Origin of the sequence: Fusibacter sp. 3D3 (assembly GCF_001748365.1) — a bacterium.
Taxonomy (GTDB): domain Bacteria; phylum Bacillota; class Clostridia; order Peptostreptococcales; family Acidaminobacteraceae; genus Fusibacter_A.
Map to the genome: position 1 here is coordinate 182412 of NZ_BDHH01000010.1, position 24137 is coordinate 206548.

General features: G+C 39.7%; 20 protein-coding genes and 1 pseudogene. 14 read left to right on the forward strand and 7 right to left on the reverse strand.

Features of this window, described 5'->3' with window-relative positions; translation table 11 throughout:
* Positions 1–69: 69 nt before the first annotated feature.
* The 9 genes and pseudogenes from F3D3_RS13010 (at position 70) to pyk (ending at position 12333) form a co-directional block, all read left to right on the forward strand.
* Positions 70–795, forward strand: a complete 726-nt coding sequence (locus F3D3_RS13010) for a PHP domain-containing protein (RefSeq protein ID WP_069874546.1) — start codon at positions 70–72, stop codon at positions 793–795.
* A 12-nt stretch (positions 796–807) separates the two neighbouring features.
* A complete protein-coding gene (rapZ, locus tag F3D3_RS13015) occupies positions 808–1659 on the forward strand; it encodes an RNase adapter RapZ (protein WP_069874548.1) in 852 nt (283 codons plus the stop codon).
* A gap of 46 nt (positions 1660–1705) precedes the next feature.
* Positions 1706–2683 (forward strand): annotated as a pseudogene (gene yvcK, locus F3D3_RS13020) (uridine diphosphate-N-acetylglucosamine-binding protein YvcK); the annotation flags it as partial.
* Positions 2684–2823: 140 nt separating this feature from the next.
* On the forward strand, positions 2824–3246 hold the full coding sequence (locus tag F3D3_RS13025) for an NUDIX hydrolase (protein WP_069874551.1): 423 nt from the start codon (positions 2824–2826) through the stop codon (positions 3244–3246).
* Positions 3246–4199, forward strand: coding sequence for a DNA-binding protein WhiA (whiA, locus tag F3D3_RS13030; RefSeq protein WP_069874552.1), 954 nt, complete (start codon positions 3246–3248; stop codon positions 4197–4199). Before F3D3_RS13025 ends, whiA begins: the two co-directional genes overlap by 1 nt.
* Positions 4196–5452 (forward strand): ABC transporter substrate-binding protein, encoded by a 1257-nt coding sequence (locus tag F3D3_RS13035; protein WP_069874554.1) that lies wholly within the window; start codon positions 4196–4198, stop codon positions 5450–5452. Before whiA ends, F3D3_RS13035 begins: the two co-directional genes overlap by 4 nt.
* A gap of 212 nt (positions 5453–5664) precedes the next feature.
* A complete protein-coding gene (locus F3D3_RS13040; protein ID WP_084389020.1) occupies positions 5665–9213 on the forward strand; it encodes a DNA polymerase III subunit alpha in 3549 nt (1182 codons plus the stop codon).
* 39 nt (positions 9214–9252) lie between these two features.
* Positions 9253–10212, forward strand: a complete 960-nt coding sequence (pfkA, locus tag F3D3_RS13045; protein WP_069874556.1) for a 6-phosphofructokinase — start codon at positions 9253–9255, stop codon at positions 10210–10212.
* Positions 10213–10572: 360 nt separating this feature from the next.
* On the forward strand, positions 10573–12333 hold the full coding sequence (gene pyk, locus F3D3_RS13050) for a pyruvate kinase (RefSeq protein ID WP_069874558.1): 1761 nt from the start codon (positions 10573–10575) through the stop codon (positions 12331–12333).
* A gap of 203 nt (positions 12334–12536) precedes the next feature.
* Here pyk and F3D3_RS13055 read toward each other — a convergent pair whose 3' ends face one another.
* Both F3D3_RS13055 and F3D3_RS13060 read right to left on the reverse strand, forming a co-directional pair.
* On the reverse strand, positions 12537–13511 hold the full coding sequence (locus F3D3_RS13055) for a dipeptidase (RefSeq protein ID WP_069874559.1): 975 nt from the start codon (positions 13509–13511) through the stop codon (positions 12537–12539).
* A 58-nt stretch (positions 13512–13569) separates the two neighbouring features.
* Positions 13570–14775, reverse strand: coding sequence for a DUF819 domain-containing protein (locus F3D3_RS13060; protein ID WP_069874561.1), 1206 nt, complete (start codon positions 14773–14775; stop codon positions 13570–13572).
* Between the two features lie 123 nt (positions 14776–14898).
* Here F3D3_RS13060 and F3D3_RS13065 point away from each other — a divergent pair, with 123 nt between their 5' ends.
* A complete protein-coding gene (locus F3D3_RS13065; protein ID WP_139132085.1) occupies positions 14899–15450 on the forward strand; it encodes a helix-turn-helix domain-containing protein in 552 nt (183 codons plus the stop codon).
* 105 nt (positions 15451–15555) lie between these two features.
* Positions 15556–16572, forward strand: a complete 1017-nt coding sequence (locus F3D3_RS13070) for an aldo/keto reductase (protein ID WP_069874563.1) — start codon at positions 15556–15558, stop codon at positions 16570–16572.
* 46 nt (positions 16573–16618) lie between these two features.
* Here the strand turns inward: F3D3_RS13070 and F3D3_RS13075 are convergent, their stop codons facing one another.
* Together F3D3_RS13075 and F3D3_RS13080 are read right to left on the reverse strand one after the other, a co-directional pair.
* Positions 16619–17080, reverse strand: coding sequence for a DMT family transporter (locus F3D3_RS13075; RefSeq protein ID WP_069874564.1), 462 nt, complete (start codon positions 17078–17080; stop codon positions 16619–16621).
* 75 nt (positions 17081–17155) lie between these two features.
* Positions 17156–17527, reverse strand: coding sequence for a DMT family transporter (locus F3D3_RS13080; protein ID WP_069874566.1), 372 nt, complete (start codon positions 17525–17527; stop codon positions 17156–17158).
* A 113-nt stretch (positions 17528–17640) separates the two neighbouring features.
* Here F3D3_RS13080 and F3D3_RS13085 point away from each other — a divergent pair, with 113 nt between their 5' ends.
* A complete protein-coding gene (locus F3D3_RS13085) occupies positions 17641–18330 on the forward strand; it encodes a Crp/Fnr family transcriptional regulator (RefSeq protein WP_069874568.1) in 690 nt (229 codons plus the stop codon).
* A 232-nt stretch (positions 18331–18562) separates the two neighbouring features.
* Here the strand turns inward: F3D3_RS13085 and F3D3_RS13090 are convergent, their stop codons facing one another.
* The gene (locus tag F3D3_RS13090; RefSeq protein ID WP_069874570.1) at positions 18563–19927 is read right to left on the reverse strand and encodes a GerMN domain-containing protein; all 1365 of its coding nucleotides are present in this window, start codon (positions 19925–19927) and stop codon (positions 18563–18565) included.
* A gap of 232 nt (positions 19928–20159) precedes the next feature.
* Here F3D3_RS13090 and rlmD point away from each other — a divergent pair, with 232 nt between their 5' ends.
* Both rlmD and F3D3_RS13100 read left to right on the forward strand, forming a co-directional pair.
* A complete protein-coding gene (gene rlmD, locus F3D3_RS13095; protein ID WP_069874571.1) occupies positions 20160–21665 on the forward strand; it encodes a 23S rRNA (uracil(1939)-C(5))-methyltransferase RlmD in 1506 nt (501 codons plus the stop codon).
* 119 nt (positions 21666–21784) lie between these two features.
* Positions 21785–22969 carry a recombinase family protein gene (locus F3D3_RS13100; protein ID WP_084389015.1) on the forward strand — a complete coding sequence of 395 codons (1185 nt, stop codon included), beginning with the start codon at positions 21785–21787 and terminating at the stop codon, positions 22967–22969.
* A gap of 137 nt (positions 22970–23106) precedes the next feature.
* Here the strand turns inward: F3D3_RS13100 and F3D3_RS13105 are convergent, their stop codons facing one another.
* Positions 23107–23427, reverse strand: a complete 321-nt coding sequence (locus tag F3D3_RS13105; RefSeq protein ID WP_069873694.1) for a DUF6618 family protein — start codon at positions 23425–23427, stop codon at positions 23107–23109.
* A 10-nt stretch (positions 23428–23437) separates the two neighbouring features.
* Positions 23438–24137, reverse strand: a 700-nt coding sequence (locus F3D3_RS13110; protein WP_084389016.1) for an ExeA family protein, incomplete at its 5' end; no start/stop codon positions are given.

The window sequence follows — 24137 nt, forward strand, 5'->3', positions numbered from 1 at the left end:
CGAAATTTATGGTATATAATATAAATAGAACCTATTAAACGGTTAGGCGAGAGCGAAAGCGAGGTTGTTATGCAAATTCACTCAGATTATCATATGCATTCAAAATACAGTGGCGATTCTAAAAATGAACTTGAGGCAATTGTACAAAGAGCCTTAGAACTCGGACTCAAGGAGATTGCGATTACAGATCACGGGCCAAAACATGACGGCTATGGGATCAAGAAGGCGGATTATTGGCTCATACGTAAAGAAATTGATCTCCTTAAAGAAAAATATCCCCAGATCCATATTTTATTAGGGATTGAAGCGAATATATTGGGAACTGACGGCGAGATTGATCTTGATGAAGAGATGCGTGAAATTTGTGATTGGGTTAATGCAGGCTATCATTTTGGAAGCAATTTAAGGTATGACCTTAAGATTCATCTCTATAATTTTCTCAGCAGATACTCTAAAAGTTTTTATAAAAAGGCAAAAGAACTCAACACAAAGGCTATGGTCAATGCAATGATGCGCAATCCGATTAATATGATCACACATCCCGGTTCAAAGGGACCTATAGACATAGCTGAAGTTGCATCCGTGGCAAGCCAAACGGAGACTATGCTCGAAATCAATAATGCACATGGTCATTTAACCGTGGCAGAAATTGAAATTGCAAAGCAATATGGCGTTAAATTTGTCATGTGCAGTGATGCGCATCGGATTGAAAAAATTGGATTGGTCCCCAAATCCATCGAGAGAGCGCTTGCGGCGGGGTTAACCCCTGATGATGTATACAATGCTTTACAATAAAAGGAGACTGTTATGAATTTTATTATTATTTCGGGACAATCGGGTGCAGGGAAAAGCCAAGCGAAAAAAGTCTTTGAGGATTTTGGTTACTACTGCATCGACAATTTACCCCCATCTCTGATTCCAAACTTTATTGAATTGCTAGAGCAAAATTCGGAAGGAATTCATAATATAGCGCTGGTGATTGATATTCGTGGGGGCAAGTTTTTTAAAGATTTAGAAGACAATTTAAAGCTCTTAACTCAAAAAAATTATGACTATCGCATTTTCTACTTTGAAGCGAATGATGAGGTCTTGATCAAGCGCTTTAAAGAAACGCGCCGGAGCCATCCACTTGATCCTTCTGCAAGAATTGAAACTTGCATTGAGCAGGAGAAAGAAATTTTATCCGCCCTTAAAGAAGATGCAGATTTTGTAATTAATACGGGGACAATGACGCAATCTCAACTCAAAAATGAGATTTCAAGATTCTTAGAGATCAAAGATGAGACCGAGCAAATCGCACTTACGATTATGTCATTTGGATTCAAAAAAGGAGTACCCCTTGACTCCGATTATGTATTCGATGTTCGATTTTTACCGAATCCCTATTATATCGAAGAATTGAGAGCGTCAACTGGCAATGATCAACCTGTGAGAGATTATGTGATGAGCTTTCAAGAGAGTAGAGACTATCTCGGGCGGATGGAGGATTTGCTAGAATATGCAGTGCCTATGTTCGTAAGGGAGGGCAGAAGTCAGCTTGTGATCTCTGTGGGCTGTACGGGTGGACAGCATCGTTCAGTGACTTTTACCAACGAGCTCAGCACCTTTTTTAAAAATAAAGGTTATAATGTCGTCACTGTGCATCGTGATGCAAAATAAAAAGGCACCAACCAATAGACAAAAGAAGAGGTAACTTATGCTAAATATTGTTGCAGTTGGAGGTGGCACAGGCCTATCGGTTATACTGCGTGGCTTAAAGGAGATTTCTACAGAGATTACAGCGATTGTAACGGTGGCAGATGATGGTGGCGGTTCAGGCGTTCTGCGGGAAGACCTTGGGATGTTGCCACCTGGAGATATGAGAAACTGTATTTTAGCGCTTGCAAACAAAGAGCCTATTTTACAGGACTTATTTCAATATCGATTTGAAGAAGGACGCCTTAAAGGGCAAAATTTTGGAAATCTCATGATTGCTGCTATGGTGGGGATTTCAGATAGTTTTGAGTCTGCAATTCGCAAAATTTCTGATATCTTTGCGATTACAGGTGAAGTCTATCCCGTTTCAGAAGATGATCTTGTCTTATATGCAAAATTAGATGACGGCGCAACTGTAGTGGGGGAATCCAACATCCCGCTTGAAGTCTTAAAAAGAGGTTCTCAAATCGAAAAAATATGGATTGAACCCAGCGATGCTTCCACAAGTGATGTCATTCTTAAACGCATAAAAGAAGCCGATGTGATCGTTTTAGGGCCCGGAAGCTTGTATACGAGTATTATTCCGAATTTACTCGTGCCTGATGTTGTAAAGGCTATTAACGAGAGCGGCGCCTCCGTATTTTACATCTCAAATATTATGACTCAACCTGGGGAAACCGATGCGTTAACTGCAGGGCAACATTTAGAGCTGCTCATCAAACATACGGACTTGACACATGTGGACTTTATGATCGTCAACTCAGGAGAGATCAGCACAGATTCTATCAAACGTTATGAACGAGAGGAAGCAACGCCTGTAAGGTTTGAAAAGACAGATGATGTTCATCTCAAAGCGCATAAGGTCACCTTGATTGAAGGTAATTTTGTGGATATTAGAAAAGGATACATTCGGCATGATGCTGTAGCAATAGCCAAAGAAATCACGCGCTATGTGGTGCGGTCGTATCATTTGAAAAAGAAGTTATGACCTGAAAATATGAACCAGTCCAATCATAGAGTCTGTATAAATCAAATGGGATGTATTGCTTTTGTGGCGATTGTCCCATTTTTCTTTTGTCGGCTTTATGATATACTAGGGGATGAGAAAACGTGATGGAAGGTGATTGAGTGAAGAAAGTTTTTAGCGCAGGAGGCGTTGTCTTTTTAAAGAATAGTGTTTTGATGCTTCAAAAGATAAACGGAGATTGGGTTCTCCCCAAAGGCAAGATTGAGGATCACGAAACCAGTGAAGATACAGCCATGCGTGAAGTGCGAGAAGAAGCAGGCATAAAGACAAAAATCATTAGTCCCATAGGGGAAACTTCTTATAAATTTAAAAATTATTGGTCGAATAATCATGTTATCGAAAAAAATGTGGTCTGGTATCTCATGAAAGCGCTGAGTTCGTCGCCACATCCCCAGAGAGAAGAAGGTTTTATTGATTCCAAATTTATACATGTCAACAATGTGGTGCAGCTCGCAAAATATGATGATGAACGTGATATTTTGATGAAAGCACTTGAAATCATACAGGCCATAGAAGGTGCGTAATGTCTTTTTCATCAAAATCAAAAAATGAACTTGCAAGAATAAGAACGGAAGGCAAATGCTGTAACCGTGCAGAATTATCTGGCATTATTAGGGTGAGTGGCGCACTGGAGTTTGGTGGATTTCAGAAAATGAATTTGAGAGTGACCACTGAAAATCCAGCGGTGGCACGTCTTATTTTTATATTGCTCAAAAAAACGTATCAAATTCATACAGAAGTGATTATGAAAGAAAATAGAATTCTCAACAAGAATCACTTATATGAAATATTCATCGAAGGGGCAAATGATATCTTACTAGATCTTGAGGTTTTTAATCTCTCTGAAGGCAGTATGGTCATCAATGATGATATGCCAGATGGCCTTTTGAGAAAAAATTGTTGCAAGAAAGCGTACCTCAGAGGCATCTATCTTGGAGGGGGCTCGCTCAGTACACCTGAAAAGAGTTATCATCTTGAACTGATTACGCATAATGACTTTTATGCCACTCAATTAGCAACTTTTATGAATGATCACTTTGATTTGACCGCAAAGGTTACGCCTCGTAAGAAAAACTACATTATCTATATAAAAGAAAGCGAGAAAATTGTTGATTTTTTAAACATCATTGGTGCACATCATACTTTACTGGATTATGAAAATGTGAGAATTATCAAGCAGATGAGAAACAATGTAAATCGTGTGGTGAATTGTGAAACGGCCAATATGAATAAGACGATTGAAGCGGCCTATGAGCAAATGTCTCAAATTCATTATTTAGAGGCGACCATTGGTATAGAAAGTCTGCCTGAAAAATTACAGGAAATCGCTTATTTACGCATGGATAATCCAGAGGCATCGCTTAAAGAACTTTCTGAAATGATGAATCCCCCTGTGGGCAAATCAGGTGTGAATCATCGCTTAAAAAAAATCATGCAAATAGCAACTGACTTACAGCTTAGAGGTGGAAAACTATGAGAAAAACAATCATTTTTGTGCTTTGCCTAGCAATGGTATTTATGACTACTGCTTGTTCAGAAGGGAGTCCACTTGGAAAGAGTAATGACCCTGCTGTTAAAAATTGGGAGCTTGTTAAGGAGAGTGGCCGTGATTCAGTCGTAACACTGTGTGTTGATACCCAAGACGAAGCGGCACTCACATGGCTCCAAACCGAGTTTACAGCGTATTTGAAATTAACTTACAACATAGAACTTAAACTTATAAAACAATCCCAAGAGAAGACTTTTGAAAGCCTAAAAAGCGATCAACAAAACGAAATTCAGTTGGGACAATATGATCTCATCTTATTTGATGACACAGGTTTTAAAGAAGCCGTAAATGCAGGCTATTTATTTGGACCTTTTACAGATGAATTGCCAAATAGTAAGCTTTATCTTGATCCTTATGACATTGAAGTAAGATATGATGAGGGGATTTCAATTGATCAATATGAAGTCCCTATTGGCAGACAACAGCTTTCTTTTATTTTTAATGAAAATTACTTCTATGAAATTCCAGAGCACTATGAAGGTTTTTTTGAACTCGTTAAAACCTTCCAAGGCAAATTTACTTATCCAGATCCAAGAGTATCTCCTGAAGGTGAGGCTTTTGTCGCAGGGTATTTGTCTAGAAATCTTGACTTTGAGAAGTTAAATGAGAAAGCATATTCGGAAGCTGAGTTATATGAGCTCATAAAACCGTCACTTGAAGTCTTAAGTGCGATTAAGCCCGATCTTTATAAAGGTGGAACAGATTATCCGAAATCTGTCAACGAGATGGATCAATTGTTTTTTAGTGAGGATCTTATTTTTTCCATGAGCTTGGATTACTACCATGCAACGGATATGTTAAAGGCCTATGAGTATCCAGAAGCGGCAAATGTTTTTACCATTATGGAAGGGACAACAGGCCCAGTGGCGCATATGGGTATCCTCTATAATTCCAGTAACAAATCAGGTGCAATGCTGGTGATAGATGCTATGTTATCACCAGAGATGCAAGCCTCTAAATACGATACGCGCAAATGGCGTCAGCTCCCGATCTACGATCCGAGCTATGTGTCATCAGAAGCACTCGCGGAAATCAAGAAGATCAAACTTAAAACAACGGCGCTTAAGCATGATGAACTGTTACTGCACAGAGTGCCTGAACTGAGTCCCTACTATAGAGCCTTAATCGTTAAGTTGTGGGAAGCACATGTCCTTACGAATACAGCTGAAGTCACACCGTGACAGTAACTGTGACATTCATTGGCATTGGAGCGGATGCCTAACAAAAGCAGTTAAGACCATGCAAATAGACTTAGTTTAATGAGAAGAACCTAATCAGAAGAGTTCTTCTCATTTTTATTTTAGGCAAATATATGGTATACTTAGGGTTAAGAAACTTTTGTTAAGGAACACTCGAGAAAGGGGCGCAAACAATTTTGCAAACTGATATTTCTTTGAAAAAAATAGATTTTGTACATTTGCATCTACATACAGAATACAGTTTGTTAGATGGTTTTACTAGAATCGATCGCCTGTTTGAAAAAGTAAAGGCTATGGGCATGTCATCGGTTGCCATTACCGATCATGGGGTTATGTTCGGGGTAGTGGACTTTTACAAGGCGGCGATTAAACACGGTGTAAAACCGATCATCGGGTGTGAAGTTTATACCGCTGCAAGGTCGAGATTTGATAAGGATTCGAATCTTGATAAAAATGCAGGACATCTGGTTTTACTGGCTAAAAATGAAAAAGGCTATAAGAATCTGATAAAACTTGTTTCAGCAGGCTTTACAGAAGGTTTTTATTATAAACCCAGAATTGATTACGACTTGCTTTCGAAACATTCGGAAGGGCTTGTCTGTCTCTCCGCTTGCCTTGGCGGTGATGTTCAGCGCTTGATTCTTGAGGGCAATGTACAAGGTGCCAAAGCAATGGCACTTAAATTAAAGTCGATTTTCGAAGCGGACGATTTCTATTTAGAACTTCAAGATCATCAGATGAAGGAACAAAAATTGGTCAATAGGCACCTTGTGTTGATCAGTGAAGAGACTGGTATTCCCCTTGTGGCAACAAATGATGTCCATTATCTTGAAAAAGAAGATGAAGCAGTACATGATATTCTACTCTGCATTCAGACGGGTAAAACCATCAGCGATAGTGACCGAATGCGATTTCCGACCAAGGAATTTTATTTGAAATCTCCCGACGAAATGTCATCACTCTTTAAATCAAGACCAGATGCCATTGAAAATACCGTCAAGATCGCAGAAAAATGTCATTTTGATTTTGATTTTACTCAAACGCATTTACCTGAATTTTCATTGGAACCACTTGATGTTAAAGCGTATTTAAGAGAGATTTGTTTTAAAGGGCTCTATCGAAAATATGAGGTAGAATCGGTACATCTTGAGCGCCTTGAATATGAGCTTTCCGTGATAGATCAAATGGGTTACAACGATTACTTTTTAATCGTATGGGATTTTATAAAATATGCCAAAGATCATGGCATTCTAGTAGGGCCAGGACGTGGCAGCTGTGCAGGCAGTATCGTGGCATTTGTACTGAATATAACTGAGGTTGATCCCATCAAATACGATCTCATCTTTGAAAGGTTTCTCAATCCCGAGCGTGTTACCATGCCGGATATCGATATTGATTTCGAAGATGACAGGCGGGGTGAGGTAATTGATTACGTCATCAGAAAATACGGTAAAGATCATGTGGCACAGATTATAACCTTTGGCACCATGGCCGCAAGAGCAGCGGTAAGAGATGTTGGCAGAGTGATGAATCTTTCTTATCAAGATGTGGATCGCATCGCCAAAGAAATTCCCATGGAACAAGGCATGACACTTGAGAAGGCCTTAAATGTAAATCCTAAGTTAAAACAAATATATACGGAAGATCCAGAAGCGAATCAATTATTAGAGGCTGCCCTTAAACTACAAGGCGTACCAAGGCATGCTTCGACACATGCTGCAGGCGTGGTGATTTCAAAGAACACCGTAGATGATTATGTGCCGCTTTATATGCAAGATGATAACATCACAACACAGTTTAATATGATCCTCTTGGAAGATCTCGGAATGTTAAAAATGGACTTTTTAGGCTTAAGGACATTGACAGTTATCAAAAATGCATTACAATTAATTGAGGAGACTGAAAATTTAAAACTGGATTTAGATCAAATTTCATATGACGATCCGCTTCCTTATGAGCTGATCAGTAAAGGGGATACCCTGGGGGTTTTTCAGTTAGAATCGACTGGCTGCAGAAAGTTTATGCGCGAATTAAAACCAACAGGGTTTGAAGATATCATTGCTGGGATATCTTTGTATCGACCGGGACCGATGGACTCCATCCCGCTCTATATACGGAACAAAAACCATCCCGAGGAAGTCACCTTTAAGCATCCTAAGCTTGTGCCCATACTAGAACCGACTCACGGCTGCCTTGTCTATCAAGAACAAGTTATGCAAATTGTAAGAGAACTTGGAGGCTATAGTTATGGCCGGAGTGACATTGTAAGACGTGTTATGAGTAAGAAAAAGATGGATGTAATGCAAAAGGAGCGTGCCTACTTTAAGTATGGTAAAAAAACGGATTCTGGTGAAACCGAGATTCTAGGCTGTTTAGAAAATGGCGTGCCAGAAGCTATTGCGGATGAAATTTTTGATGACATGGTCGACTTTGCCAACTATGGGTTTAATAAATCACATGCTGTTGGCTATGCCATAGTGGCTTACCAAACGGTATATTTAAAGGCACATTATCCAGTAGCCTATATGGCGGCGCTCATGACCAGTGTCATGGGCAATCACTCTAAGATTGCGCTGTATATACAAGATTGTAAAGAACGCGGTATTAAGCTTTTACCACCTTGTGTGAACAAGAGCTTAGTGGGCTTTTCTGTGGAAGGCGATAATATTAGATATGGCCTGAATGCCGTTAAAAACGTAGGAAAAGGCATCATAGAAGCCATCATACGTAGCCGAAAAATTAAACCTTTCAAGGACTTTTTAGATTTCTGCGAGTCCATTGAACCTGCTGAGCTCAATAAAAAGGCCATAGAGAGTTTGATTAAAGCAGGTGCATTTGATGCATTTGGTGCTTACAGGTCTCAACTCTTGGGTATTTTTGAAAAGACCGTAGATGGCGTGCATTCGCTGAAACGCAGAGGGGTTGAAGGTCAGTTCTCCATATTCAGTTTGGAGGCAGTGGTGAATTCAGCAGAAGATTTGGGACACAAGCTCCCTCTAATTCCAGAACTTAGATTTGAAACACTTTTACAATTTGAAAAGGAAATGTTGGGTATATATTTAACCGGACATCCACTTGATCCGTACAAGGAACAACTTAAATCTATTTCGAGCTTCAATTTATCAGAGCTCAAGTCTTCTTTTGAAGAAGATGAGACGCCAATCGCCAAAGAGGGTGATATGGTGGTTATCAGTGGCATGATTATAGCGAAACTCGATAAGATCACAAAAAATAATCAAAATATGGCGTTTATCACTGTGGAAGATCTGTTTGATCAGATAGAGGTCGTTGTTTTTCCAAAGACCTATTCTGCCAGTGAATCGCTTCTTCATAAAGATTCGATCATTTCTGTGAGGGGACGCATCAACGTGAAGGAAGATGAACCTCCCAAGTTGATTGCAGATCGAATAACCGCTGTAAAGGCTGTAAAAGCCGTGACAGATGACAAAGCAACAGCAAGCGTAACCCCTACGCGTATGGGGGTTAAAGAATCGAATAATCCTGAGGCCGTATCTGTTTTGTTCATACGCTTTGAAGGACCAGATGAAGCTCTAATGAATGCGGTTTCTAAGGTTTTAAAGCGCTATTCCAAACAATCGTCAGAGGGCAAACCGTCCGACATTATCTACTATATTTCGGCGATAAAAAAGAAACTTAAGGTGAAGGGTCAAGTTGTGGTGACTCAGGAGCTCATGGATCACGTTGAACAAATTGTGGGAAAGAACAACGTTGTACATCAATAAGCGTTCAAATCAGTAATTGTTCAAAAAGGAGTGCAAAACATGAAAAAAATAGGCGTATTAACAAGTGGTGGCGATTCACCAGGTATGAATGCTGCCATTAGAGCAGTGGTCAGAACCGCAATTTATAATGGCCTTGAGGTCGCAGGTATTTACAGGGGCTATCAAGGACTATTAGAAGGTGATATAGAGCCTCTAACGGTATCCTCAGTAGGGGATATCATCCATCGAGGTGGCACGATGTTACGCACCGCAAGATGCTTGGAGTTCAAAGAAGAAGAGGGCTTTCAAAGAGGCCTTGCAATGCTCAAAATGTTTAAAATTGATGGATTGGTGGTCATCGGTGGCGACGGCTCGTTCAATGGCGCAAAGCGATTGGCCGATGCAGGTTTTCCAACGATAGGCATACCAGGCACCATAGACAACGACTTGGCGTATACAGAATTCACCTTGGGATTTGATACAGCACTTACGACAGTGGTGAATGCCATTGGCAACATCAGAGATACCTCATCTTCTCATGGCAGAATCAATATCATAGAGGTCATGGGAAGACACTGTGGAGACATTGCACTCTATGGTGGCCTTGCTGGGGGCGCTGAAGCAGTCATCATTCCAGAGATTGATATCGACATGGATGAGCTTTGCCAAACCATTTTAAGAGGCAAGAAACGCGGCAAACTCCACAGCATTATTTTGCTTGCTGAAGGCGTAGGCAAACCTTATGAAATCGCAGAACAGATCACCGCAAAGACCGGTTCCGATGTCAAAGTCAGCATCATTGGCTACCTACAAAGAGGCGGTACCCCCACACCAAGTGATCGAATCCTTGGTTCAAGACTGGGATCCTACGCAGTGGAACAACTCATAGCAGGTAAAGCCGGCAGAGCAATCGGCATAAAAGGCAACCAAGTTGTCGATATCGACATCACAGAAGCCCTTTCGATGAAAAAAGACTACGATAAAGAAATTTATGAATTGGCGAGGATATTGGCAATATAACCCTTTTGTAATATGTGCGCCCCGCGCACATATTACAATTCAGTGATGGCATGCCATCACTGAATGCAAGTCTTCGACTTGCAAAGGGTTACGAGGGAGCGTAGCGGACCGAGTAAATTTTTTGCCCTTAGCAAGTCTTCGACTTGCAAAGGGTTACGAGGGAGCGTAGCGGACCGAGTAAATTTTTTGCCCTTAGCAAGTCTCCGACTTGCAAAGGGTTACGACTTGCAAAGGGTTACGAGGGAAGCTAGCGATCCAAATGAATTGACGAAATTGCAAAGCAATTTTTTCATATAAAAAAGTGTTTGAGGGAAGAAATCATATGTGTGTGAACTTATAAGTTATTTTTAGGAGGATAATATGTTAAGAAAAACCAAAATCGTTTGTACAATTGGACCATCAAGTGAGCAAAAAGAAATTTTTACTGAGCTCGTTAAAACGGGTCTAAATGTGGCTAGACTTAATTTTTCTCATGGCAATCATGAAGAACATTTGGCTAGAATCAACATGATCAAAGAAGTTAGAGAAGAACTTCAAGTGCCAGTGGCAATTCTATTGGATACAAAAGGACCAGAAATCAGAACAGGTAAATTCAAAGAAGCTGTTTATACGCTTGTTGAGGGACAAGAATTTGTACTGACAACAGAGGAGTACCTTGGTGATCAAAATAAATGTCAGATTTCATATGTAGGATTACCTCAAGATGTTGTGGCTGGCGATAAAATTTTAATTGATGATGGTTTGATTGAACTTGAAGTTATGTCAATCAGTGGTAATGATATCACCACTAAAGTTTTAAATGGTGGTGATGTTAAAAATAATAAAGGCGTCAATGTTCCAGGCGTTAAAATCAATTTACCAGCAATCACTCAAAAGGATATTGATGACATCAAGTTTGGTATCGAAAATGACATCGACTTTATTGCGGCTTCGTTTATCAGAAAAGCAAGTGATGTTCTTGAAATCAGAAGAGTACTTGAAGAAAATCATTCACATGTGGTCCATATTATATCTAAGATCGAAAACCAAGAAGGTGTTGATAATTTAGATGAAATTTTAGAAGTGTCTGATGGCTTAATGGTGGCAAGGGGTGACCTTGGCGTTGAAATTGCAACTGAACTTGTACCGCTTGTTCAAAAGCAAATGATTCAGATGTGTAATAAAGAGGGGAAACCTGTTATTACAGCAACTCAAATGTTAGATTCAATGATCAGAAACCCAAGACCAACGAGAGCAGAAACAACAGACGTTGCAAATGCAATTTTTGACGGTACAGATGCGGTTATGTTGTCAGGCGAAACAGCTGCGGGTAAATATCCACTTGAGTCTGTTCGCACAATGGCGAAAATTGCAGCAGCAGCAGAAGGCTCGCTTGATTATAGAGAAATGCTTAAGAAGAGAATTGCTTTATCAAATGAAATGGGTGTTACGTATGCTGTAAGTCATGCAACTGCAACGACTGCACTTGATCTTGACGCATCTGCTATTATCACAGCAACATCTTCAGGCTTTACAGCTAAAATGATCTCACGCTTAAAACCAAAAGCACCAATCATTGCTTGTACAGTTACGGAAGCATCTTGTAGACAACTGGCAGTGGTTTGGGGCGTTATTCCATTAGTGATTGGAGAAGCTTCTAATACCGATAAAATCTTTGAAATTTCAGTACAAAAAGCAAAAGAACATGGCTATATTACAGAAGGTGATTTAGTCGTGATCACTGCTGGGGTGCCAGTGGGTATCTCTGGTGCAACGAACCTTATGAAAGTGCATTTAGTAGGCGAAGTCCTTATTAAAGGCACTGGCCTTGTTAAAGATTTTATCAGAGGCAGAGCTTGTATCGGCAGTACAGTTGAAGAGCTCGAAGGCAAATTTAGAGACGGCGACATCATTATTGCGACTTCCACAGATAAAGATATTGTGCCTTATATGGAAAAAGCATCTGGTTTAATCGTCGAAGAGGGTGGCTATACTTCTCATGGCGCTATTGTGGCATTAAGCCTTAAAAAACCATGTGTTGTGGGTGCTAACAATGCCACAGAACTTTTAAAAGATGGTATGGATATTACGCTTGATTCTGCTAAAGGCATTGTCTATGCAGGTAAGGCAAGAGTATTATAAGTTTAGATAAGATCTGAATTAGAGATTGTTGATCCATGACGATTAAAAAAAATAAATTTTAAAATCCTATTTGAGCCATCTTCGATGTCACAAACCGATTTTCGCTGACACCTTTCGGCTCAAATCTTATGATCTACAGTGAAAGCCCCTGATTTTAAAAAGTCAGGGGCTTTATTTATAGCATTAGTTAACAAGTGTGAGTCTTAGAGAATGGCGTTAAGAAATCTCTGATAATTGAGATGCGTTATTTTATGGATATCCTTTTCAGAAATCCCCATATCATAAAGTAAATGCATGATATTTTTAACTTCTGATATACTATTTAGACCTTCAATACCAGGTTGATCTAGTGGCGTGTCACTGAAGCTGCCGAGGGTATCGGCTTCAAGGTAATCACAAAAGTCAAAACCAAAGGCAATGTGATCGGACCCTATTTTTTGGAGTAAATGCGCAATTTGGAATCTCATGCCCTCCAGTGTTTGAAGGGCCCTATTTGTACTGACAAAATCACGATAACAATTCAAGCCTACAAGGCCACCAGAGGCAGAAACTGCTTTTAATTGAGCATCTGTAAGATTTCTTTTATGATCACAGAGGCTTCTTGCATTTGAGTGAGAAGCGATAAAAGGTTTATGCGTATGGGTTGCCACATCCCAAAAGGATTTTTCGTTGAGGTGAGAAACATCTACGATCATGCCGAGCTGCTCCATGCGCGTTACAACATCGATGCCAATAGACGTTAAGCCTCTGTTTGGGTCGCCTAATACACTTGTTGCAAATGCGTTGACATCATTCCACGTGAGAGAAGCATGACGCACGCCTTTGTTATAATAGTCATCTAAAAGAGCAATATCGCCTTTAAGATGACTCAGCCCTTCCATACCAATCAAAACTTGAAAATGGCTGGTATCGGTCATATCTAGCTCTGAAGATTTTGTTATTAGACGCATCAACCCCTGTGACTCTTCAATTTCGTTTAAAGCCACCGACAGGAGTTCATCAATTCTCTTTTTGGGATTAACATCATTAGGAGGATCTGCCCAAAGTACAAAAATGCTACCGAATACTGAACTGGCCTTATATTGATCGTAATAAAATGATTTGAAAACATTATGTTGTCCTTGGTGTCTTTGATTTGAAATAGCAATCCATAAATCAGAATGTCCGTCGAAAATCATAAGTTGCTCCTTTTCCGAATTTATAAAGTAGTTTTGACTTTTGACACTCTAATTAAAGCTACATTAGTAAATTGCCCATTAAAATGCCAAAATAGTTGCCTAGGATATACCCTAGAGTTCCCACTAACATAACAGGTGCAATCAGTGATGTCCAGCCTTTTGAAATAGCCATGGCAGCAGCAGTGGTAGGGCCGCCAATATTGGCGTTTGAAGCCAATATGATTTCTTCAAGATCAAATTTGAAAAGCTTTCCGAAACCTAAGGTGACCACCATATTGGTGAGGACCATAATAGTCGTGTAGACCAGTAGCAGAGGTGACTTTTGAAGTATTAATGAAATAGACGCTGGCACCCCAATGACCACAAAGAAGAGATAGATCATAAAGGTCCCAATTTCTTGTGAACCTTTAATATTTTCAAAATAACTGGAGCAGAAAGTTGCACCGATCATGGTCAACGTTGTGATGATCAAATATTTATTGGAGAGTAGCATATTTAAAGTCGCTAAAGTACCGTTCGTTGTTGGAATCAGTGTACCGATATACTTGGACAGTTCTGTTGAGATCGCAACGATGGCAACTGCAGTCGCGATGGCAAATGCAATGTCTTTTAGAGAAATTTCTTTGCGGCCCCAATAAGAGGATGCAATAGTTTCATTGTCTTTTAGTTTAATTTGTTCAAACTGATCGATATGTGGATGGTTAAAGTGTTTTCTAAAAAAAGCCATAGTTGGTATTGCAATGAGTACGAAGAAGTAAAGTGCCATCAGTAGATTATCCGCAACGACAGCTGCAGATACAAGTTCCCCAGGAACTTCAAAAGAACTGGCCATAGCCGCAAAATTCACGCCACCCCCTATATAGGAGCCAGACATCATAGCAGCGACTTTATTAAGATCAGGAATATAGTTGTGAAGTGAGAGATAGCCAATGGTTGCACCAAGCATGGTACCGAATGAGCTGATTAAAAATATGAGGAGCAGTCTCCCGCTTTCTCTCCATATTTTTTTGATGTTGGTTTTAAATAATAAGAGTGGAATTGCAAGGGGTACAATGTAGCCCCAAATTTGATCATAAACAGGTGATTCCGTAGGAATAATTCTTAAATTGGAAAGTAACATAGCCCCAATTAAGGCAATAATGGCACCAGAAATTTTGGCTGCCCACTGATATTTTTGCTCTAAAAAAATACTAAACGCTGCCCATCCCGTAATGATAGCCCATAAAACCCATGTGTTGTCTGCACTAATAAAACTTGTTTGCATTATTTTGTTCCCCCTTATATAATATTAGTATACTGAAATTGAGATCAGTATATCGTAGTTGTTAACAAAAATCAATATATTCAACAAAAATTTATTATATTGAATATTCGAGGAGTACAATAGATGCATATTGATGTGGGCAGAAAAATTAGAGAATTGCGAAAAAACATGACTTTGACAATCGCTAGCCTCGCTGAAAAATCAGGGATAAGTGCCAGTATGATCAGTCAGATTGAGAATGGTAAAGTCGTCCCAACGGTTATTGTCATGTGGAAAATAGCAAATGCACTTAATGTCAGTGTAGGTTACTTTTTCGATGAAGGTGAAGGCCAATTGCGCAATCCGGTGGTCAAAAGAGATGAACGCAAGAAAATCATCATAGGCAAGTCATCGAGAACTTATGAGATGCTGACGCCAAATCAACAAGGCAAAATCGAATTTCTGATGATCACTCTTAGAGCTGATGAAGAAAAAGCAAGAGATTTTGTCACACATGAGGGTGAGGAATGCGGTTATGTTATAAAAGGCAAAATGAAGATTACGGTGGGTGAGCAGACGTTTTTAATGGATGAAGGCGACAGCATCACCTTCCAAAGTACAATACCTCACAAATATGATAACGCAGGAGAGGGAGATTGCGTTTCGATCTGGGCAATGACCCCGCCCTCTTTTTAATTTGAGAGAAGCGAACGGCGTATCCACTTGGATACTGATGTATTCTATTTGGAATCGCAGAATCGTAGAATTGCAGTATTTTGTTTTGGACAATTGGAGGTTAAAATGATCAAGCGCAGATTAGGCAAGACAGAACTTACAGTAAGCAGTATCGGCTTTGGGGGGATTCCCATCCAAAGAGCTCAACCGGATCAAGCTGTGGCAATCATAGATCAAATGATTGAAGAAGGCATGAACTTTATAGACACGGCGATCGGATATACGGTCAGTGAAAGTTATATTGGAAATGCGCTTAAAGGGGATAAGCGTGACCAGTTCATATTGGCGACGAAATCACCTGCTAAAGATTATGAGGGCATGAAAGCAGATATAGAAAAGAGCCTTAAGGCGCTTCAGACGGATTACATTGATCTCTATCAGTGTCATCTGGTTAAATCCAGAGAACAGTATGAACAGATCATGGGAGAAAATGGCGCTTACAAAGCTATGCTGGAAGCTAAGGATTCGGGTAAAATCGGTCATATAGGCATCACAGCACATAGTGCGGAATTTCTCATGGAAGTTCTGGAGGAAATGCCATTTGAGACCATTCAATTTCCATATAACCTTGTAGAGCGCCAAGGTGAAAAACTTTTTGAGCGTGCTAAAGCACTGGATTTAGGCATCATTATCATGAAGCCAATGGCAGGTGGTGCCATTGAGAATGGCTCTTTGAGCTTGAGATTTATACTTGAAAATCCTAACATATCCGTGGTGATCCCAGGCATGGAAACACCAGAACTTGTTAAAAAAAATGCAGCAGTAGGTCATGATTTTAAGCCGTTGACTGAAGCAGAACAAGCGGAAATTGAAGTCTTTAAAAATCAAATGGGCAATCAATTTTGTAGACGCTGTGGGTATTGTCTACCTTGCATACAAGGCATCGATATTCCAACTCAATTTATCATGGAAGGCTATTTAACACGTTATGGCCTTGGATCTTGGGCAAAAGAGCGCTATGCAGGTCAAGCAATCAATGCAAGTGCTTGTATAAAATGCGGTGTATGTGAACCCAAATGCCCTTATGACTTGCCCATTAGAGCAATGCTAGAACGCGTACAGCACAATTTCGCTAAAGGCTAAAATTCAATCCATAATGGCAATAGAGGATCGTGATAGAGAGTAGCAACTAGAGGATCGGTTCATCTTTAGGAGTGATTTGTTTCACTTCTTTTTTTGCGTTTTGAAGATACAATCCAAAGCAAATGATTAAGAGTCCTAGAATTCTTTTCGATTCAAATTGTCCCATGATACTATAGTCCAGTATAAGCCCCATGGTCATTTGGCCCATAAAGAGTAAGATGACAATGTAAAATGCCTTAATTTTAGTGGTGAAGTAGTTCAGTAAAAGTATAACGAGGCAACCGATTAAACCGCCAAGGTAGTAATGTGGGGGAATTGTGGGTAACTTTTTAAAGACTTCTAAGTTAGAAAAGAGCATTAAAAAAACAAAAGCCGTTAACGTTGCCGATAAATAATTAAAAAAAGAAGCTTTAAAGGTGCCAAGGGCAAGCGCATTTTGACCATTCAAGATCGGTACGACGATGAAGAGTATGCCCAAAATAAGTGCAAATACATAATATAGGATCATGTTTAGACCTCCTTGCATGAGAATGGATTAAAGTAAAAGGTAAACACCGACAAACATAATAACAATACTGATGATCTACCTGAAACTGATTTTAACCTTTTCTTTACCCATAAGACCGAATCCGTCGATGACAAGTGAGGTAAGGACTTGTCCAAGTAAGCTGATGCCAATCATAAGGGTAATGCCAAGTTGAGCCACAGTGGTATTGCTCATGACGATGGTCAGTGCACTCAGTGCTCCAGGAATGAGCAACCAAAAGAGTGCGGGTCTGCTCTGATTAGGGTGTAAAGTCTGAGGTCTCAAAAGTAAGAGTGAGAAAATAATAAGACCAATGACGTTGAAAATAAAACTGCTAAAGTAAGCCGAGGTATAACTTGCGAGCATCCCATTAAATGAAACCATGAACGCAAGTAGGAGTCCCGTAATGTATGCTGATGCATAAGGCATATGTGCCACCTTTCGTGAATCGGGTTTATAATTCTATTATAGAGGGCTTTATCATGATACAATATGACATATGTCATGTTTTGATGCCTTTTATGTATGGAGGGTGAAATAAAATGAAATTGATAAAGCATCCACAAAAATTAAAGTCTTTTTTAGAAGTGCTCGAAGTGAAAACAATGCTCGATGAGAGCATTTTAAAGGCGCTTGAACTCTGCGAATATGAAAAGGATGAAATCGTGCTCGAAGCGGATGATCCCCTTGACTATTATTACTTTTTCCTTGAAGGCAAGCTCAAAGTATTTCAGCAACAAAAAAATGGCCGGAATTTATTGATCCAGTTTTATACGAAATTTGATACTTTAGGCGATGTTGAACTCATTGAGAGCTTGAATGTCACTTGTACAGTATCTGCGGTTGAAAAATCTTATCTTTTCAGAATTGATGCAGCTCAAATGAAACGCTTTGTAGAAAATAATGTGCCTTATCTCAAATATATAATCCGTGGTTTGAGCATAAAGATGAGATATGCCAATGAAAATGATGCCTATAATCTGTTGAATCCCGTTAAAAATCGATTGGCAAGTTATCTCTTATGGCATCATGAAGAGGATTCAAATGAAGTGATTTTAGCAGAAACACTTGTGGAAATTTCTGAGTTTATAGGCACCACTTATAGGCAGCTTCATCGTGCTTTTATACAACTTGAAGCCGATGCGATCATCAAGCGGACAGGGAAAGTTGTGAGGATACACGATCCTAAGGCGATCAAAGCATTGGCAGGACAGATTTATCATAAGTTATGAAGAAAGTGTCTTCGTAGATCAAAAAGAGACATTATAACTTCTTTCGGGGACAAATCCTTCGCTGCGCTACTGAAGCCCCTGCAGAAATTATAATGCCCCTTCTTATGCCGAAAAATTACTTTCTTTGGTGGTGTATAGAAAAAAATAAAAGAAAAGAAGCAACTTTTAGAATGATTGTAGTCATTTAAAGGTTGCTTCAAATTAGTTTGTATTTTGAAAATGATTTTAGTGTTTATGGTTCTAAATTGATGAAAGTTGGATTGACAAGGGGCTGTGTTAAGTCGTAGCCATGAAAATCAACTGGGCTTTCACTGTTTACGAGAATATGGACTTCTGTGACCCCTTCAAGACTGTAGTATGATTTAGAAATGCTGTTTAACATTTGCTTGATGTAGGCGTCATGACCATTGAAGGCATTGTCAAACGCTTGATCAACAGACAGTGTCAATTTACCAGCTTCAAAAATCACCTCTTTGAGCTCAATATCTCTTGGTATCGTGCTGTTGAGATAAGGGGCACTCTTCACAAGAGAGTCGTTGAAGTGTGGTGTTTTAAGCACTTGCCAAAGCAGTTTAGCGTTAGAGGAAACATCTTCAGTGAGTGCTGTGCCTGTATCCAAAAGTGATTCTACGGGTGTAGGCACTAAGAGCATATAGTCTGAATCTTTATTGTAGCTCAAATAAGCGAAATTTTGAGTCCTAGGGGTAAATGTTTGTTTTAAGTCCACACTGCCAAATGGCTTGGCTTTAGAATTATCGATATAGAAATTCGTTTGATCTATAAAGTCAAGTGATGTCAGTGTATAGGTGATGGCATCTACAGCGGCTTGAAAGTTGTTTTCAAACGCCACGTATTCGGGTTTATAGATATAAACCGAAGCATTTCTAGATTTGACTGCAAGCTTAGAGGCATATGGCCAAATCGAATCCCCTTGAATAAGACCTAAAGTGGATGCAGGTCCTTTATCCAGTTCTTTTAGTGCTGTACGGGACCTGTTATCTGGATAGTTTATGATACGTGTAACCGGTACTAACAGCTCATAGTTATCTGTTGGATAGTAAAGGTTCAGTGTGAGTTTCCCAGAGACCGATTCGCGCATCGTTTCAAGTGCAAGTTTATCAAATTTTTCATTGGAAATCATAAAATCCAGCGTCTCTGAAAAAGCACTGTTTTCAGTCCCTTTGATCTCAACATGATATTGATTTGCTTTCAAAGCGTCTACAATTGTTTTTAGGGAAAAAGCAATTTGATCCGTATGCTCATCTTTATTTTCAAAAGCAGGGGACAAATCCTTTAAATTGGTGGTACTGATAAGTTGATCGCCATCATAAACTAAGACTTCAATGCCTTCATAAAGCGATTCCGAAAAGGCATGCGGTGTGCTCACTATTGAAAACTCAATCTGATCTGGTGTATAATCAATTGAACTCGGTGCGCCCTCTAGTTTATAAGTGGTCATAACAGGCACTTCTTCGGAAGGTGTATCAATAACGGGCTGAAATATATTAATCGTTAGAACGTCCTTGCTCAGTGGCATGGCGGTAACCAACAAAAATAAGATGACGATAAAGAGCATATTAGAGAGAAAACGAAACATATAATCCTCCTAAATCTATTTTAATATTTATCATACACTATCATTATATGATAATTTGCGGATAAAAACTACAGTTAAAGTGTCAAAAGTCAGTTTCGCATAAATCCTCTACCCTATGCTGTATCGCGTACTTCCCGTAAACGACATCATAGGGTAGAGGATTGCTCAACTTTTGACTTTTGACACTCTAACTAACTATTATAAAATAAGGAAAATTTGAAAGGATGTTAAAATGCCTCATAATAAGAAATCAAAAGAAGATAAAGACAAGATTTTTAAAAAGAATGATCGGATAGAACTGCACATCGAGGATATGACTGAAGATGGCGACGGCATCGGCAAAATAGAGGGGTATACTGTGTTTGTTCACAATGCACTGCCAGGAGATCATCTGGTGGCGACGCTCATTAAGGTTAAAAAGAGCTATGCGATTGGCATTATCCATCAAATGCATGAAAAGTCGGCCATGCGTGTGGAGGCGCCATGTCCCTATGCGGCTAAATGCGGGGGCTGTCAGCTTCAAGAGTTGAGTTATGCAGGACAAGTCGCCTTTAAAGAGAGTCATATCAAAAATGCGTTAAAGCGTATCGGTAAGCTAGAAGATGAGGCGATTCACTGGGAGGGCTTTAAAGCCATGGCGGAACCGCTTTACTATAGAAACAAGGGCATCTATCAATTGGCTCAAGGTAGAAATGGCAACATTGAAATGGGCTTTTACAGAAAGAGAAGCCATGATCTCGTGGATGTAGACATATGTCTCTTACAATCTAAAGTGGCCAATGCACTGATGAAAAAAGTGAGAGAAGCATTAAAACTCAGTGGGCTCAGCTTCTACGATGAACTTTCGAAAAAGGGCATGCTCCGAAGAATTATGATTAGAACGACCACGCCGCATCAAGGTGAAGGTGTGGAAGCCATGCTTGTGATCGTCACAACTGAGGTTTCAGCAAAGCTCATGCGATTTGTGAAAGACCTTGAGGTCTTAGATGACAAAATTCAATCGGTGTATCTGAACCTTAATAGCGATCCCGGGAACACCAACATGTCAGATCAATTCGATCACATATCCGGCAAGGTGTACTTAACGGATTATATAGGGGATGTGGCCTTTAAAGTTTCACCTCAGTCTTTTTTCCAAGTGAATTCAGTACAAACGGAAGTGCTTTATGATGAAGTGGTGAAGAACGTACAGACGATTGTGGATGAGATTGTTGGAGATTCAGAAGTTAAGGCGAAGGAAACGACAGAAGAAAATGCGAACTTAACAACTAGTGGTAATGGTATTACCGTGATGGATCTTTATTGTGGGATTGGTTCCATAGGGGCTTATGTGGCGAAAAAGCTGCCTGTGATTACGAAGATCCTCGGTGTAGAAGTGGTTGAAGGTGCGATAGAGGATGCTCGGGCAAATGCGGTTTTAAATGGGTTGAAAAATACGGCGTATGTGGTGGGCCTCGCGGAAGAGGTGATCGCTGATCTGGCTGAAAAGCATGAATTGCCTGATATTGTGATTCTCGATCCACCGCGTAAAGGCTGCGATGAGGCTTTGATTGAGACTTTGATTGCCATGAAGGCACCCCATATCGTGTATGTGTCGTGTAAACCAAGTACGCTTGCGAGGGATTTGGAACTGCTTGTAAGTGGTGGGTATGAGGTGAGGCGGACTGTTGGGGTGGATATGTTTCCGATGAGTACACATGTTGAATCCATAGTCCTGTTGCATCGGAAAAACGGCTAAAATGAATGACTAGAAAGTAATATGCAATAATCAAGGATATGAGAGTAGATGCTTTCATGTCCTTTTTTGTTTCACAGATTTAAAAATCTCGATCAATATAGCAATAAGGGGAAGCATAGATGAAGAAAGTCCGCTACATTCCAGCCAAGACAACTGAATATAAAAAGCTTAGGGTAGCGGCTTATTGTAGGGTTAGTACTTCGGGACCAGCTCAGATGGGTAGCCTTGAAATTCAAATTGACACTTATACGTACATGATTGAAAGCCATCCCGATTGGATTTTTGTTGGTGTATTCTATGACATTGGTAGTGGATTAAGGCGAACGGGACGAACAAGGCTAGATGCTTTATTGAGAAAAGCTAAAAGAGGAAAGGTTGATTACATATTAACCAAGTCAATCAGCAGGTTTTCTAGAGACACATTGGAATTACTAAAAATTATAAGATTTCTAAGAGAGCGAGGGATTAATATGCATTTTGAAAATGAAAATATGGATTCAATCAAACAAGACAAAGAATTTGAAATTACACTTCGCAGTATGCTTGCACAAAATGAAAGCAGAAATATCAGCGAGAATATTCAATGGGGATTTCAGAGGAAGTTTGAAAAAGGTGATATTTTCAAGAAGTATAAGAACTTCATGGGTTATTCCTGTGTTGATGGTGAAATTGTCGTTGTGCCTGAACAAGCTGAAGTAGTGAGAAAAATATTTGAATTGTATTTGCAAGGGTTAACACTTGGACAAATCAAAATGTATTTGGAATCGATGGATATTAAAACGGTCACTGGCAAAGACACTTGGGATACAACCACTATTCAGAAAATGCTTAAGAATGAGAAGTACAAGGGAGATACTTTGCTTCAAAAGACATTTATCGAGGATTTTATGACGGGTAAGAAAGTTAAAAATACTGGGCAGAGAACTCAGTATTTTGTAAGTGAAAGTCACCCTGCAATTGTTTCTGCTGAAGTCTTTGATAGAGTTCAAGAAGAAATGGCTAAGCGGTCAAGAGTGATTCATCATGAAGAAGGTACTGTAAGCTCAAGTGATAGCAAATATAATGGGAAATATCTACTAGGAAATCTATTGGTTTGTGGCGATTGCGGAGCTTCTTATCGAAGAAGAACTGAAAGAGGGAAGGTTGTTTGGAGATGTGCAACAAGGATCGAAAAAGGGAAAGAATTGTGTGCGAATTCACCAACAATTAGTGAAGAGTGGATAAAAGAGCAGCTCACAGAATTAATTTGTGGCGGTGTTGTTATCCGTCAAATTAAAAGCACCACCATCAGTCGCATTGTTTAATCCTAAATCGTGCCTAGTCTAGGGATCAGAAGCAAATTATTAGCGGCCTAATGAGCACATTAAATAAACTGCCTCATATTTAGTGCATATTAAATGATCCAAAGAAAAAAAGCGAGTGACCTCGCTTATGATTTGAGTTAAATATCTATATATGAACTAATCGCCTTCAAGGCATAAATAATGCTGATGGCATCTGTTTTTGAAAAATTCGGATGATAATTCGTAAGGCGTTCTAAGTTCCAGAAGGTATCGGTTAGTGCCGCAAGTTCAGTTGCCACGCCATGGGTAGGAATACATAAGAAGTTACCATGGGCGTAGTGACCACAAATGATGTGAAAACAACTTCCACGAGCGGTTATTTTTATCTCATAGGGATGAACGGTAGTGAGCAACTGGACTTGACCTTCCCAAGAGCCAGACTTAGATTTACTTTTAGAACAACGATAATCAAAAATCATAAAAAACCTCCTAGAGTTCAGTATCGTTAATGGCTTGCATGACCATGTCAGTATTAATAGATGACGCTTTGTGACTTTCGCCGATGAGTAAGCTCGCGTTGCAAAACTTATTGATAATTCGGGGTGTGCCATCGGCGGCATTGAGTATGGCTTCGATAGCATTATCATCGAAAATGGATTGAGTGCATCCAGCACCTTTAAGCTTATCATTTATATAGCATCGACCTTCTTCTTTTGTTAAGCCCCCCATGTCATAGTTCATCACGATGCGCTGACGAAAGGGCTCATGGATGCCCAAACGAAGTGTTGAATTGAGAGAAGGCAGTCCAGCAAGGAGTATGGCAGCGCGATCTCTAGAATCCATTTCAAAGTTAAAGAGAATCTTAAGGTCATTGAGAATGGCGGTATTGATATAGTTGGCTTCATCAATGATAATAACGGGTGTTTTTCGTTTTTCAATGGCAAGTCGTGAAATTTCATCTTGAATAGTTCTGAAATTATCAGGCTTACGAAAAGCGGGTTGCGCKCCAAGTTCTACAGCAAGATTGCGGTAAAAATCATTAGCTGTGAGCGTAGAAAAACTAGAGTAAATCACCTTATATAAAGAGGGATTGAGGTTATTCGCCCAGTGCCTGATAGCAGTGGTTTTTCCGCGACCAGGAGTGCCCGTAAGAAGACCAAATCCCTTTGTTTTGACTAAATAATCAAGA